Origin of the sequence: Aquamicrobium zhengzhouense (genome assembly GCF_016124105.1) — a bacterium.
In the GTDB taxonomy this organism is placed as follows: domain Bacteria; phylum Pseudomonadota; class Alphaproteobacteria; order Rhizobiales; family Rhizobiaceae; genus Aerobium; species Aerobium zhengzhouense.
Window position 1 is genome coordinate 110884 of record NZ_JADGMQ010000009.1, and the last position, 14727, is coordinate 125610.

The window sequence follows — 14727 nt, forward strand, 5'->3', positions numbered from 1 at the left end:
TCTCAGATCGTGTAGCAACACTGAGAATCGCAAATCCACGAATCGCTGTCAAGAGTCCTTGAGGCTCGGTGCGTCGTTTTGGCGAGCAGAATTCTTTTGCCTCAACGTAAGGTGAGGGAAAGATGCAAACGCATTTGGCAACGACGCCGTTTGGGCGGCGGTCGATGTCGCTTGGAATGCTCGCAGCGCAGATGGCGACAAAGGAAGTCGCCAGCGATGCGCGCGTGCACAAGTGGCAGGTTTTCAGAGATATAAAGGAAGCGCGCAATGCGATAGGCGCGACCGATCGAGGCTTGGCAATTCTCGATGCATTGCTGTCGTTTCATCCGGAGACGGAGCTTTGTGGGGATGGACAGCTTGTGGTCTGGCCATCCAACGAGCAGCTAATTGCGCGCGCAAACGGCATGTCGCCGGCAACCTTGCGGCGTCATCTGGCCAATCTCGTTGAGTGCGGTCTGATCATTCGTCGCGACAGTCCGAACGGCAAGCGTTTTGCCCGGAAAGGGCAGGGGGGCGCTGTCGAGCAAGCCTATGGCTTCGATTTGTCACCTCTCATCGCGCGAAGTGCAGAGTTCCAGCAACTTGCCGAGCAGACGAAAGCCGACCGGAGGGCACTTCGCCTCGCCAAGGAGCGCTTGACCCTCATTCGCCGTGACATCGTCAAGATGATTGAGACAGGCATCGAGGAGAACGTCCCGGGAAATTGGGGCCGGGTGCAGCTTAACTACCAGGAGGTCGTCTCAAGACTGCCACGGACAGCACCGATGCCCGTCCTGGAGCAGATCACGATCGAGCTGGATGAGTTGTGGCGGGAAATCCGTGACACATTGGAAATGTTCATTAATTCGCAGAATCTGAACGCCAATGAGTCTCACAATGAGCGTCACATACAGAATTCAAAACCAGATTCCATACTTGAATCTGAATATAGCTCACGAAAAAAGGATGAAGCGAGCACCAGCGTCGAGCCCAACGACAACGTACACAGCTTGCCCCAAAGGGATCTGCCACTTGGCATTGTGCTTGATGCCTGTCCGAACATCGGATGGCTGGCAAAAGGAGGAAGGATTGGTAGCTGGCGCGATTTTGTAGCGGCGGCAGAGACAGTCCGACCCATGCTGGGCGTGAGCCCCAGCGCCTGGGAGGAAGCCTGTTCCGTCATGGGAGCGCGGGATGCCGCGGTAACACTTGCCGCGATCTATCAGCGGCAGGAGCAGATTTCATCGCCTGGCGGTTACCTTCGCAGCCTGACCGACCGTGCCCGTCTTGCGCAGTTCTCGACCTGGCCGATGATCATGGCACTTCTAAGGGCAAAGCTGGAAGAGAAGCGGCAGCCACGAGAAGGGGAGGGGAGCGCAGGTGATGCTGAGCATACGGCTCATTCGTCATCAGAATATCGCTTCCACGGGCGTCTCGAGGCGAGTGCGGCGCTACAACCCATCGCTAAGAAAAACGGGCGGTCCTGACGAAAATAAACGTCGTTCGTAAAATGGAACTGCATCACGCGGTTTTTGGGACGCGTTTTCGTCGAGGAGAACCGGCACCAGACGGGGCAACTGACTTCTGCTCGATCAGAGAGCGAGGTTGCTCGCTCCAGGAGCGGACGAAATGTCATTGAAAACAATGACCTATGCAATCGTTCGCCTGGAAATCGAAGCGGCGGATTAGGAGGTGCTAGAGAGAGATTTAGACCCCGAGCGTCGAAAATTGCTTTCAACGTCCCATTAGGGCGCAGCCATCGTCGTGGTAATTGAACAGCTGCGTCCTTGCGTCATGAGTGTCGTACGTGGTCGCACAACCTTCATAGAAACTTCATCGACAGTTCGGGTAGCTGTCACATGAGTGGATTAGCTCATCCTCAGCAAAGGCCAACGGCGGCCGGGAACCATGGATGGGGCTTACATGCTTATTACGCGTCGACAATCACTCGGACTTCTGGGCGGAGCCGCTGCGGGTGCGCTGATCCTGCCGCATCGCTTGATGGCACAGGGGGCTCGCCGCTCGATCACCATTGCTGTGCAGAAGATCAGCAACAACAACACGCTGGACAATTGGCACGAGCAGTCCAACGTCGGTGAGCGCGTCTTTTACCCCAATTTCTGGGAAGGATTAATCGGCCGGAACTGGATGGGCGATCAGGGTCCGGTCCCGGAGCTTGCCACCGAGTGGAAGCGCCTCGACGACAAGACCATCGAGTTCAAGCTGCGTCAGGGCGTCAAATTCCACAACGGCGATGAAATGACCGCTGAAGACGTCGCTTTCTCGTTCTCGGACGAGCGCCTGTTTGGTGGCACCGAGCCGGTTGGTGGCACCACCATCTACGCGGAAGATTTCAAGCCGAAGACGGACAAGGAACTGCCAGCCAGCGTGCCTGGAACGGCACGTCGGCTCTGGCCTGCGCTGCGCGGCGTCGAGATCGTTGACCGGTATACGGTGCGCTTTCACAATGCGACACCAGACGTGACGCTGGAAGGCCGTTTCTATGCTGGCGGTCCGCAGATCACCTCGAAGCGCGCTTGGGATGAAGCCAAGACATATGCCGAATGGGCGCGCAGCCCGGTTACCACCGGCGCTTACAAGGTTGAAGAATTCAAGCCTGATGTGTCGCTGACTTTGGTAGCGCATGACGAGCACTGGGCCGGTCGTCCACCGCTTGAGCGCATCCGTTTCGTCGAAGTGCCTGAAGTCGCCAGCCGCGTGAACGGCCTGTTGTCCGGCGAGTACGATTTCGCCTGCGACCTGCCGCCGGACCAGATCGGCACTATCGCAAACACGGCTGGTCTCGAGGTTCAGTCGTCGACAATCTGGAACCACCGCGTTTCAGTGTTCAACGCTCAGAACGAAATCATGGCTGATCCGCTGGTGCGTCGCGCTATGACACACGCCATTGATCGGAACGCTATTGTCGAAGCTCTTTGGGCCGGTCAGACCGTTGTTCCGAGAGGGCTGCAGTTTGACAGCTATGCCGCTTCAAACATGCTGATCGAAGACTGGACCGTGCCGGAATACAATCCGGAGCTTGCCCGTGATCTGCTCAAGCAGGCCAATTACAAGGGCGACCCGATCCCGTACTTCCTGCTGAACAATTATTACACCAACCAGACAGCCACCGGTCAGGTCCTGACCGAGATGTGGCAGCAGGCTGGCATCAACATCGAAATCCAGATGAAAGAAAACTGGTCGCAGATTTTTGCTGGCGAAGGCGAGCGTGGCCTGCGGGATTGGTCGGCTTCCAACCTCGTCAACGATCCGGTGACGCCGATGGTCAACCAGTTCGGCCCGAACGGTCAGGCGCAGCAGAACCTGGAATACAGCAATGCCGAGTTGAACCAGATGTCGGTGGTTCTGGAAACCTCGACCGACCACGAGACCCGGCGCAAGGCCTTCCGCCGCATGCTGGAGATCGCCGAGCGTGAAGACCCGGTCTACACGCTGCTGCACCAGAACGCCGTGTTCACTGGCATGAAGTCCGAGCTCAACTGGAAAGCCGCTCCTGCATTCGCGATGGATTTCCGTCGCGACAATTGGAACGTCTGATCTGCTTCTTTGGCACGGCAGGCTCTTCGGGGCCTGCCAGCTTTTCATGACATGACGGAAAGGACGCAGGATGAGTTTGGTCTCGATCCGTGATCTCAAAGTCTCGTTTGATGGTGTTCAGGTACTCCACGGCATCGATTTCGACGTCGGAAAAGGGGAAGCCGTCGGCCTCGTCGGTGAAAGTGGCTGCGGAAAATCAGTGACATGGCTCGCAGCGCTAGGGCTTCTGCCGCTCAAGGCAACGGTTAGCGGCTCGGTGAAATTTGCCGGCAAAGAGCTGGTTAATGCACCACGCACCACGCTGGAAAATGTCCGTGGCGGGCGCATAGCGATGATCTTTCAAGACCCTTCCTCTTCGCTTAACCCCGTCCAACGTGTTGGCAAGCAGCTGATAGAGAGCATCCGGCTTCATCGGGGCCTAAACGGAGCTGAGGCGCGCGCGGAGGCGGTCCGCCTGCTGGACCTCGTCGGCATTCCGTCTGCCTCGACCCGTATAGATCTTTATCCGCACGAATTTTCCGGCGGCCAGTGTCAGCGCATCATGATTGCAATGGCTTTGGCCGGCGAACCCGATCTGCTGATCGCCGACGAGCCGACAACAGCGCTCGATGCGACCATTCAGGCGCAAATTCTTGATCTTCTGGCGCGAATTCGTGCTGAAACCGGCATGGCGATGGTGTTCATCAGCCACGATCTTGGCGCTGTTTCAGCGGTGTGTGAGCGCGCAGCGGTGATGTATGCCGGCCGTGTCGTTGAACAGAACGGCATCCAGGGCCTCTTCAAAAATCCGCGTCATCCGTACACGGTTGGTCTGTTTCAGGCCATCCCGCAGCTGGACGGACCGCGTCAGCGTCTGCAACCCATCCACGGCACAGTGCCTGACCCGCGCCATCCGCCGGCCGGTTGCGCATTCTCGCCGCGCTGCGCCCGCGCCAGCGATTTTTGCACCAGCGTTCAGCCAGGTCTTGTTCGGCAGGACGATGGCTGCGATCTCGCGTGTTTTAACCCCTCCGCTCATGCGATCCCCGCAGCTTATGGCTCCTCCGCGATGATCAGCGAGTATGCCAGATGAGCGTTCTGTTACGTGCATCCGGACTTTGCCAGCGCTACACCACTGGCAAGAAGCTCTTCGGCAAACCATCAACGGTAACCGCCGTTGATGGCATTGATCTTGAAATTCATGCCGGCGAAATTGTTGGTGTCGTTGGCGAGTCCGGTTCGGGTAAATCGACGCTTGCACGAATGCTGCTCGGGATCGAAACGCCGGCTGCGGGCGAGGTTGAGTGGCAAGGTGGGCCGATGCCAAATCCGGCAACGCCGGAGTGGCGGGCTTTGCGCCGTGACATGCAGTTGATCTTTCAAGATCCGCTCGCGGCGCTTGATCGGCGCATGACCGTCGCCAACCAGATCGCCGAACCGCTCGAGATCCATAAAATGTTACCACGTGACCAGATCAGCGGTCGCGTCGCCGAGTTGATGGAAAAGGTCGGTCTGCGCCCGGACCAGGCGGATCGCTATCCGCTTGAACTTTCGGGTGGTCAGCGTCAGCGCGTCGTTATCGCTCGCGCTCTGGCTATGTCGCCGAAATTCCTTGTCTGTGACGAGCCGGTCTCAGCGCTGGACGTGTCGATCCAGGCACAGGTCGTCAATTTGCTCTACGATCTGCAGCAAGAAGAAGACCTGACCATGGTCTTCATCAGTCACGATCTCAAAGTGGTTCGCAATCTCTGCGACCGCGTGGTCGTCATGTATCTGGGGCGCATTGTCGAGGAAGGTCCAGCGGACGAGATCTTCGCCAAACCGTTACATCCCTACACACAGGCACTGGTGTCCTCGGTGCCGCAGGCCGGAACCGGCATGAAGGGCCGCATCGTGTTGCAGGGTGAACCGCCGAATCCGGCCGCGCGCCCTTCCGGCTGCGCCTTCCACCCGCGCTGCCGCTTTGCCGATGCAGCCTGCAAATCGCAAGTGCCGCCGCTGATGCGCGACAACGGCCGCCTTGCCGCCTGTCTAAAACTGCGGACCCTTCCTTTTCAGGACGAGAAGCAACTGACCCATGCTTAATCACATTCTGATCCGTCTCGTCCGGGCGTTCCTGACGTTGATGCTGGTGATGACGTTCGCCTTTCTGGTTCTGCGTCTGTCGGGCGATCCGGCGATTATCCTTCTTGGCCCCGACGCGCCGCAGGACGCGATCAATGCGTTTCGGGAACGCTGGGGTCTCAATGATCCGTTGTGGAAGCAATATCTGGCCTACATCGCGCAGGTTCTCACCCTCGATTTCGGCGTTTCGATGCGCGATCAGGTGCCGGCGCTCGAATTGGTCATATCCCGTATTCCCGCAACGCTTGCGATCACTGTGCCGGCGCTCATCCTCAAGATCGCCATAGGCATTCCGGCTGGGGTCTATGCCGCCTTGCACCGCCAGTCGATCGCCGACCGGGGCGTGATAACCCTCTCGATCTTCGGCTTCACTGTGCCGTCCTTCGTGCTTGGGCTTATCCTCGTGCTGATCTTTGCCGTCAGTCTCGGCTGGTTGCCATCTGGCGGTCAGGACAGCTGGAAGCATGCAATCCTGCCAATTGCGACACTCTCAGTAGGCGGCATCGGCATCATGGCGCGCTTTTCACGCTCTGCCATGATCGAGGTGCTGGGGCAGCCATACATTCGCACGGCCATGGCCAAGGGCCTCAGCTGGCGCGACGTCGTCTGGAAACATGCTCTGCCGAATGCGGCCGTGCCGATCGTCACATTGCTCGGCTTCATGGTCGGTTCGCTGATCGCCGGTGCTGCTGTGGTCGAGAGCATCTTCTCCTGGCCCGGGGTTGGACGGCTGATCGTCACTTCAGTCGCCAACCGTGATCTGGCCGTCGTTCAGTCGCTGCTGCTCGTCATCGCCTGCTCAATGATCGTCGCTAATTTCCTCGTCGATCTGGGTTACGGCTTACTTGATCCACGCCTGCGCGCCAGACGCGCCGCGCACTGAGGACATCTTGTCATGACTGTTGCTGCTCTTTCCGCAGAAGTGCCTGCCCGGCGAGGTCTCCTCTCACGCGCACGGCAGAAAATGCCGATGCTGATCTGGCTGTGTGCGCTTTGGCTTCTCGCAATGGTCCTGGTTGCCATCTTCGCCGACCTGCTCCGCCCCTATCCCATCACCAAGATGGATCTGAGCGCGCGTATGGCCGAGCCGGGAACGCCGGGCCATTGGCTGGGTACTGATGATCTGGGTCGGGACGTCCTGTCCCGGCTGATGCAGTCCATTCGCGTTTCGCTGGTGATCGCCTTCGGCGCGACCATCTTGTCCGCGGTCGTCGGGACGGGCCTCGGGTTTCTGGCTGCCCAGTTTCGCGGCTGGGTGGAGAACGCGGTAATGGCTCTGGCTGACTTCCAGGCCGCTCTGCCGTTCCTGATCATGTCTCTGGCGGTTCTCGCATTCTTCGGCACGTCGATGTTGCTGCTGGTCTGCTTGATGGGCTTCTATGGCTGGGAGCGTTATGCGCGCATCGCTCGCGGCCTTGCCATTTCCGCCTCTGCGCAAGGATATGCCGGCGCGGTGGTGCAACTCGGCGCAAAGCCGAGCCGGGTATATTTGCGTCATATCCTGCCCAACGTCGCCTCGACGCTGATCGTCTCCATGACGCTGACCTTCCCGGAAATCATCCTCATGGAATCGGGCCTCAGTTTCCTCGGGCTCGGCGTACAGCCGCCACAGACCTCTCTTGGCAACATGGTCGGCTTTGGACGTGAATATCTGACGCGAGCACCCTGGATCATGCTCGCGCCATCGGTGGTCATCGTATTGACCACGCTGTCGATCTCGCTGCTCGGAGACTGGCTGCGCGACCGTCTCGATCCTACCATTCGTTGAACCGGAAGACCCTCAATGTCCCGCATCATGGCGCACCGCGGTGCCCGCAATCTTTGGGCCGAGAATTCGCTGCTCGGCTTTCGCAACACCCTTGAGTATGGGTTCGACGCGGTCGAATTCGATGTGCACCTCACCGATGAAGGTGAGATGGTTGTTATCCACGACGCCACGCTGGAGCGTACTACTGATGGGAGGGGTGATGTACGCAAGCTGACCCCAGCAGAGCGCAAACAGCTCAAGCTGCGCGGTCCGGATGGCGCTCTGATTGATGAATGCCCGCCTACTCTCGAGGAAGTTCTTGCCATTCTGGCTCAAGATCCGAGCATCGAGGCGTGGGTCGAACTCAAATCCGATGCCGATAACAGGCCATATGATGGACTGATCGAAAAGGCGGCGTCAGCAATCCGGGCAGCCGGACTTGCACAGCGTGCTGCCCTGCACAGCTTTGACGTCAGCGTCGTCGAGAGAATCCGCGAGATCGCGCCAGAGATGCGCCGCCTCGTTTCGGTCAACGCACAATCGGCCGAGCGTTATGGCGGTCTCGCTGCAATGATGGAGAAAGTGCGCGGCCTGCCGCACATCCTTGGCGTCCATCATGAATTGTTCGCTGCCGAATTTGACCTGATTGCCAGCGAATGGGGCGTCGAGAACTGCTCGGTCTGGACCGTCAATGACGCGGACCAGATGCGTCGATGGATTGAAGTCTATCCCGGCTTCATCGTCTCTGATGATCCGGTAACGCTTCAATCGTTGATGCGCGAAAAAGAGCCGGCGCAATGAGCCGCGTCAAGGCAATCCTCTTCGATTGTGACGGTGTTCTCATCGATAGTGAGCCAATGGGCTGCGGTTCCCTGGCACAGGCAGTTACAGAAGCTGGGCATCCTATGAGCCAGCACGAGGCGAGGGCGGTATTTTCCGGGAATGCGGCACGAGACAGCCGTAATTGGATGGCTTCGAACGGGTTGGACGCAGCAACGGTGTTTGCCCGCAGCGATGACATCCTTTTTGAGATGTTCGAAACTTCGGTGCCCTACATTCCGGGCATTGAAGAGGTGCTGCGCGACTTTCCGCTCAAGCGCGCAATCTGCTCCAATTCCTCGGTGCTGCGCCTTGAGCTCTCGATCTGCCGGACGCCTCTTGCGGCGTATTTCGGGCGGCATGTCTATTCTGCCGAACATGTAGCGCAGCCGAAGCCTGCACCTGATATGGCACTTCATGCCTGCCGCGAGCTTGGCGTTCTGCCGCATGAGGCAATCTTCATCGACGACAATATTCACGGAATCAGATGCGCCCGCGAAGCGGGCTGTATCGCCGTCGGCTTCGTCGGACCATCAGATGATCGTCATGACCATGACCAGACCTTGCGCGCGGCGGGGGCTCACCATGTCGTCAACGGCATGAGCGATTTCCACGCACTTTTGACCACACTCACGACCGAAATATTCGAGGTAATTTGAGATGAGCGAACTTCCCCTTCTCGGCGCGGCGATGCCCGTTGACGTTCTTGAGACACTGCAGGACTTTATCGTCAACGAACACCGCGATCTTGAACTGCAGGACTTCTGTGTCCCGGGTGTTCTTGATGATGATTGGAAGCCGATCGCCGACCGCGCGAAGGAGCTCCTGTCAGGTTACCGCGGTCGCCTCGGCATTCATGGCCCTTTCTGGGGCCTGCACATCGCAAGCCCTGACCGGGAAATCCAGAAGGTCGTCACACGTCGCATGATGCAGGGGCTGGATGTCTGCGAGCACCTGTCGGCAACGCAGATGGTAATCCACTCGCCTTACATCACTTGGGATTACAACAATCTTGATAACGCGCCCGGGCGTCAGGCCTACCAGGCGGTTCTCGACCACGCCCATGCAACACTCGACGAAGTGGTGCGCCGTTCCGAGGAAATCGGCGTGACCATGGTCGTCGAGAACATCATGGACAAGGATCCGGATATTCGTCGTACGCTGGTTGAGGATTTCAACACAAGCGCAATGGCCGTCTCGATTGACACGGGCCACGCCCATTATGCCTGCGGCTCAACGGGTGCGCCTCCGGTTGATTATTTCGTGCGCCGCGCCGGAAACTCGCTGCAGCACATCCACCTGCAGGATGCCGACGGCTATGCCGACCGGCACTGGAACATTGGCGAGGGGAATATCAGCTGGCATGCCGTTTTCCGCGCGCTTGGCGAACTGACATCGCAACCTCGCCTCATTCTGGAACTGCGTGACAAGACCGGTATCCTGCCATCCGTTGAATGGCTTCGCAGCTGTAATCTGGCACGCTAAGCGGCGCGCCGTGACATCAGTCTTTGGCGCTGTAACCGTAGCGCCAAAGACCATCTCGGCATCTCATGGCGATAGCGGCCGATCACTGCTTCAAGATAAAGCGCTCCAGCTTGCCGAGGGTCTCGTAGCCAAGCTCGACCGCGCCGAAACCCTTCGCCGACTGGAATTCGGCAGCGGTTGAAAACACCATGCCGAGCGTCACCGTCGTTGCACCATCGGCTTCGTCAAACGACGCCCAGGCATCGGCGTGTTTCGGACCGTTTTCGCCCCACAACAATTCGTAGCCGATGCGCTCCTGCGGCTTTACCGCGTTGTAGTGATGATGGTTGGGATAGACGGTCCCGTCTGGGCCGATCATGTCGAACACCCATTCGCCGCCTTCGCGCAGATCGATGCGGCTTGTGCGGCACGAAAACCCCTCCGGGCCCCACCATTGCGGCAAGGTCTTTTCGTTCATCCACGCGCCCCAAACGGCGCTGCGCGGAGCGCGGATCAGTTTTTGCAAGATCATGGTGCGCTCGGCGACACCCGCCAGATTGTCGAGCCCACCATCAAAGCCTTGCTGGTAATCTCCCGACATGTCGCCGACGAGCGAGGACAGTTGAACCGTCACGATCACCTTGGATCGCGCGCCAAGATCGACGAAATCGGCGGTGATGAGCGAGGCGGACAGGCTCTCGCCCTCGCAGGAAATGACTTCGTAATTGACGCTACGTGCTTGCGGGTAAAGCTCGAGCCAGCCGCATTCGCAGCGGATATTCGGCTGACCCTCGACCTTGCAGATCGAGACTTCGCGCCCGCCCTTTCGCGTGTCGGCTTCGATGAAATCGACAGTCACCGCCGGTGTTGGCGCAGCCCACACGGCGCGCGCGGCGGGAGCGGTCCAGGCAAGCCACAGTGCCGAGACGGGCGCTGCGACCTCGCGTTCAAAGGTGAGTGTTGCGAAGCGATCGTCAGTCTTTGTCGCCAGATTCTGCTTTGTCATGTGCGTTCTCCTCCATCATGCGCATGACGAACTGGTCGAGACGATCGAGCCGCGCCGCCCAGACCGCCCGTTGCTCCTCGATCCACGCCCGCGCGGGTTCCATGGCTTCCGGCCGGATGGCGCAGGTGCGGATACGTCCGTCCTTGCTCGACACGATCAAACCGGCCTCCTCCAGCACCGACAGATGCCGCATGACCGTTGGCAGCTTCAGCCCCGTCGGTTCCGCCAGATCCGTCACCGCCGCCGGCCCCTCCGCCAACTGCGCGAGGATCGCCCGGCGCGTCCCATCCGCCATCGCGTGAAACAGAAGTGAAAGGTCAGGATCATGTTTAGCCATAATGCTAAGTATCACGGGGCATGAACGTCAGCAAGTAAAACTTCACCGATTGGCTAAGTGTTAGACGCGACCAAGTCGCAGCGCCTTGTCTGGACGGAACCTGCTAAGAGGTACCAAAATCCGATTCTACAGTTGAGCTTGATGAACCCTGCCGCTCTCGAAATCCTGAAAACCGTCTACGGTTATGATGCCTTTCGCGGGCCGCAGGCGAAGATTGTCGATCATGTGATGGAGGGCAACAACGCCTTCGTCCTGATGCCGACAGGTGGCGGCAAGTCGCTGTGTTATCAGATCCCGGCGATCGCACGGCCGGGCATGGGGCTGGTCGTCTCGCCGCTTCTGGCGCTGATGGCAGATCAGGTTGCGGCTCTGCGCGAAGCTGGCGTGCGCGCAGCAGCGCTCAATTCCGACCTGCCGCCCGATGCGCGCCGGGCGCTGTGGCGCGACATCGAAAACGGCCATCTCGATCTTCTCTATGTCGCGCCGGAAACGCTGCTGCGCCCGGACGTGCTCGAAATGCTGACGGGCGTTCGCCTGTCTCTGATCGCAATCGATGAGGCGCATTGCCTGTCGCAATGGGGCCACGACTTTCGCCCGTCCTATCGCCAGCTCGACATTCTGGTGCGCCATTTCCCCGACACGCCGCGCATGGCGCTGACCGCGACGGCGGACGAACCGACCCGCGAAGAGATCCTCGCGCATCTCAATATCGACGAGGATGACGCCTTCATCGCCGGGTTTGACCGGCCAAACATCCGCTACGCGATCGAGGAAAAGGACAATCCGCGCGCGCAGCTGAAGGATTTTCTCAAGCGCCACAAGGGCGAAAGCGGCATCGTTTATTGCCTGTCAAAGCGCAAGGTCGAGGAGACCGCCGCCTGGCTGCGAGAACAGGGCCACGATGCGCTGGCCTATCATGCCGGCATGGACAAGGCTGACCGCGAGGCCAACCAGATGACCTTCCAACGCGGCGAAGCCGTCATCATGGTCGCGACGGTCGCCTTCGGCATGGGCATCGACAAGCCGGACGTGCGTTTCGTTGCGCATTTTGACCTGCCCGGCAGCATCGAAGCGTTTTATCAGGAGACGGGCCGCGCCGGCCGTGATGGTCTGCCGTCCGAGACGCTGATGCTCTACGGCTCCGACGATATCGGACTGCGCACCCGCTTCATCGAAGAGTCCGACGCGCCCGACCAGCGCAAACATATGGAGCGGCAGAAGCTCGATGCGCTGCTGGGTCTTGCCGAGACGGCCGGCTGTCGTCGGCAGGTGCTGCTTTCCTACTTTGGCGATCAGTCCGAGCCGTGCGGCAATTGCGATACCTGCGCTGCGCCGCCCAAAATGTTCGATGGCACGATCGCGGCGCAAAAGGCGCTGTCCTGCATTTATCGCACCGGCGAGCGCTTTGGTCAGGGCTACATCATCGACGTTCTGCTCGGCACCGAAAACGAGCGCATCCGCCAGTTCGGCCACAACAAGATTTCGACCTTCGGCATAGGTCAGGAGCACAACAGCCGCACCTGGCGTGCGATCTTGCGCCAGCTGATCGCGCTGCGTCTGGTCGAGGTGGATCTCGCCGGCCATGGCGGGCTGTCGATCGCACGTGCGGGCCGCGATTTCCTGCGCGACAAGCCAACCTTGATGCTGCGCCAGCCGGGCCTGCAGCGCGAGCGCAACCGCACGATCGCCAGCGGCAGCAGCGCGGCGCAATCACAGCTCAGCGAACACGATCAGGGCCTGTTTCAGGCGCTGCGCCAAAAGCGCATGGAGCTTGCCCGCGCGCAAAACGTCCCGCCCTACGTCATCTTCCACGACAAGACGCTGCTGGAACTCGCCGCTGCCAAGCCCTCATCGCGCGCCGAGATGGGCCAAGTGCCCGGCATCGGCGAAGCCAAGCTCGACCGCTACGGCCCCGCCTTCCTGCTGGTCATCGCCGAATATCAGTAGCGTCGCTGCAACAACCCACTGGACACGATTTCCACCTCCTAATCCGGGGAGGGGCGCCTCTCGCTCTGCCATCTACAGGGCGAGGGGGTGGGAGCAGCGCGTTTGCCCTCGAGAAACAGTCAGCTGGCCGGATTTACATAGCTTTTTCGACCGCTGGGCGTAGTATTCCATATGACTGATAAGGCAAGATTATCGCTCATAATTGGTGATCGCTAGCTTGTGCGGTTTTGTTAAAATGAATCCGTCATAGTGCACGATCTCCTTGTCTGAATGGGACTCCCAAGGATCCGGGATTGGTCTGAGAACGCTAACGTTGCCGCTCTACCGCAATCCGCACTGGCACGGACTTTGCCGCTGGCGTTTTGCTTTCCTGGGAGTAGTGCCAGAGAGGAATGAGGGCGTTGCATTCTGGGTAGTAGGCGGCGATCGTACCGGAGGGCAGGTCGTAATCGATCACCTGAAAGCCGCCCATGCTGCGGTTGATCCCGTCATCAACGGCGGTGGTCAACCTTGCGGTCCCGTCTTTTTCGATGCCGAGTCGCTCGCGATCCTTGCGGTTCATCATCACGATCATGCGCGAGCCGTGAATGCCGCGAAGGCGATCATCATAGCCGTAGACCGTCGTGTTGAACTGGTCGTTCGAGCGAAGGGTGATCAGCCGCAATATGTCTGGATCATTTCCCTCGTCGAAGGAGGCGTTCAGCGCCTGCGGCACCTTGAAATTGGCACGACCCGTATCGGTCTCCCATCGACGGTCCCGGGCCGGGACGGGCCGCGCGAAGCCGCCCGGAATGTCGAGCCTCGCATTGAAATTCCTGAAATCTGCCGGAAAGATGGCCGCGATTTCGTCACGCACCAGGGCATAGTCGCCCACCCATTCATCCCACGGCACACGCCCGTTTGGCAAAAGCGATGCCTTGGCGATCTTGGTGACGATACGCGGTTCGGAGCAAAGGTGCGGGCTGGCAGGCTTGTATTTGCCGCGCGAGGCGCGGACATGACGAACACCGTGCCGATCTGCAATAGGCACACAGCAGCACGATGCCCGAGCGCCGGCGCTCGGGCGCAAAACGACCGAACAGCGCCACCAGCGTTCCAATGCGGCCAAGCCGATCAGATGGGACCAAGGTGAAAGATGGATCAGTGGCAGCACGATGGCCGCCGCCAGCGCGGATTGTAAGCCCGCGAGAACGGAATTGCGCAGCGAAGGCTGCCGGGCCAGCGCCAGGCTGTCGCGCAATAAGTGCAGCAGCAGGTGGCTAGCGGTATCATCCCGGCGCGCCGGGTGGAATCCGATTCTGGCTCGACGGGTACGCTCATCAGTGATCTCCTGTGCCCCCGCCCACCCTTCACGCGCTTTTTAGCGTGGCCGGCAGTTCCGGGCCCAGCGGAACGATGCCGGCCGGGTTGAGGGCCTTGACAGAATAATAGCCGGACTTGATGTGGTCGATATCGACCGTTTCGCGAATTCCGGGAACTGCCAAGACGCGCTCGATATAGCGAGGGAGGCTCGCATAGTCGGCAATGCGACGCAGTTTGCACTTGAAGAGGCTGTGATAGGCGACGTCGAAGCGCACCGGCGTCACAAAGAGCCGCACATCGGCCTCGGTGGACCGCCGCCGCCCGAAAGGAAATTTCGGCCATCGGGAAAGCGCTGTTCCAGCTCGTCCAGCATCGCGAAGACCTCGTGGAAGGCTTCTTCATAGGCCATCTGTGTCGTGGCGAAGCCGGTGCTGAGGAAGAGAGCAGCGCTTCTTTTGTCAGCCA

13 protein-coding genes and 1 pseudogene are annotated in these 14727 nt (G+C 59.6%); 10 read left to right on the forward strand and 4 right to left on the reverse strand.

What is annotated here, in order from left to right:
- Window positions 1–122 precede the first annotated feature (122 nt).
- The 9 genes from repC (at window position 123) to IOD40_RS13400 (ending at window position 9691) form a co-directional block, all read left to right on the forward strand.
- Entirely contained in the window at window positions 123–1466 is a 1344-nt protein-coding gene (gene repC / locus IOD40_RS13360; protein WP_198477069.1) for a plasmid replication protein RepC, read from the forward strand.
- 436 nt (window positions 1467–1902) lie between these two features.
- Entirely contained in the window at window positions 1903–3537 is a 1635-nt protein-coding gene (locus IOD40_RS13365; protein WP_198477070.1) for an ABC transporter substrate-binding protein, read from the forward strand.
- 70 nt (window positions 3538–3607) lie between these two features.
- Window positions 3608–4609 (forward strand): ABC transporter ATP-binding protein, encoded by a 1002-nt coding sequence (locus tag IOD40_RS13370; protein WP_198477071.1) that lies wholly within the window; start codon window positions 3608–3610, stop codon window positions 4607–4609.
- Window positions 4606–5601 carry an ABC transporter ATP-binding protein gene (locus tag IOD40_RS13375; RefSeq protein WP_198477074.1) on the forward strand — a complete coding sequence of 332 codons (996 nt, stop codon included), beginning with the start codon at window positions 4606–4608 and terminating at the stop codon, window positions 5599–5601. Before IOD40_RS13370 ends, IOD40_RS13375 begins: the two co-directional genes overlap by 4 nt.
- Window positions 5594–6523 carry an ABC transporter permease gene (locus IOD40_RS13380; RefSeq protein ID WP_198477075.1) on the forward strand — a complete coding sequence of 310 codons (930 nt, stop codon included), beginning with the start codon at window positions 5594–5596 and terminating at the stop codon, window positions 6521–6523. Before IOD40_RS13375 ends, IOD40_RS13380 begins: the two co-directional genes overlap by 8 nt.
- A gap of 12 nt (window positions 6524–6535) precedes the next feature.
- On the forward strand, window positions 6536–7408 hold the full coding sequence (locus IOD40_RS13385; protein WP_198477076.1) for an ABC transporter permease: 873 nt from the start codon (window positions 6536–6538) through the stop codon (window positions 7406–7408).
- Between the two features lie 15 nt (window positions 7409–7423).
- Window positions 7424–8188, forward strand: coding sequence for a glycerophosphodiester phosphodiesterase family protein (locus tag IOD40_RS13390; RefSeq protein ID WP_198477077.1), 765 nt, complete (start codon window positions 7424–7426; stop codon window positions 8186–8188).
- Window positions 8185–8865: an HAD family hydrolase gene (locus IOD40_RS13395; RefSeq protein WP_198477078.1), complete on the forward strand. Its 681-nt coding sequence runs from the start codon at window positions 8185–8187 to the stop codon at window positions 8863–8865. Before IOD40_RS13390 ends, IOD40_RS13395 begins: the two co-directional genes overlap by 4 nt.
- A 1-nt stretch (window position 8866) precedes the next feature.
- Window positions 8867–9691 carry a sugar phosphate isomerase/epimerase family protein gene (locus IOD40_RS13400; protein ID WP_198477079.1) on the forward strand — a complete coding sequence of 275 codons (825 nt, stop codon included), beginning with the start codon at window positions 8867–8869 and terminating at the stop codon, window positions 9689–9691.
- Between the two features lie 82 nt (window positions 9692–9773).
- On the opposite strand, the gene IOD40_RS13405 is transcribed toward IOD40_RS13400, so the two are convergent.
- Both IOD40_RS13405 and IOD40_RS13410 read right to left on the reverse strand, forming a co-directional pair.
- Complete coding sequence (locus IOD40_RS13405; protein ID WP_198477082.1) at window positions 9774–10676, reverse strand: SRPBCC family protein; 903 nt, start codon at window positions 10674–10676, stop codon at window positions 9774–9776.
- Entirely contained in the window at window positions 10645–11013 is a 369-nt protein-coding gene (locus IOD40_RS13410; protein WP_198477084.1) for an ArsR/SmtB family transcription factor, read from the reverse strand. The genes IOD40_RS13405 and IOD40_RS13410 overlap by 32 nt, the downstream gene beginning before the upstream one ends.
- Before the next feature lie 141 nt (window positions 11014–11154).
- On the opposite strand from IOD40_RS13410, the gene recQ reads away from it, so the two are divergent.
- A complete protein-coding gene (recQ, locus tag IOD40_RS13415; protein ID WP_198477085.1) occupies window positions 11155–12960 on the forward strand; it encodes a DNA helicase RecQ in 1806 nt (601 codons plus the stop codon).
- A gap of 307 nt (window positions 12961–13267) precedes the next feature.
- Here the strand turns inward: recQ and IOD40_RS13420 are convergent, their stop codons facing one another.
- Window positions 13268–14200, reverse strand: a complete 933-nt coding sequence (locus IOD40_RS13420) for a molybdopterin dinucleotide binding domain-containing protein (protein ID WP_233713983.1) — start codon at window positions 14198–14200, stop codon at window positions 13268–13270.
- Window positions 14201–14309: 109 nt separating this feature from the next.
- A pseudogene (locus tag IOD40_RS13425) lies at window positions 14310–14689 on the reverse strand (glutathione S-transferase C-terminal domain-containing protein); the annotation flags it as partial.
- Between the last annotated feature and the right edge of the window lie 38 nt (window positions 14690–14727).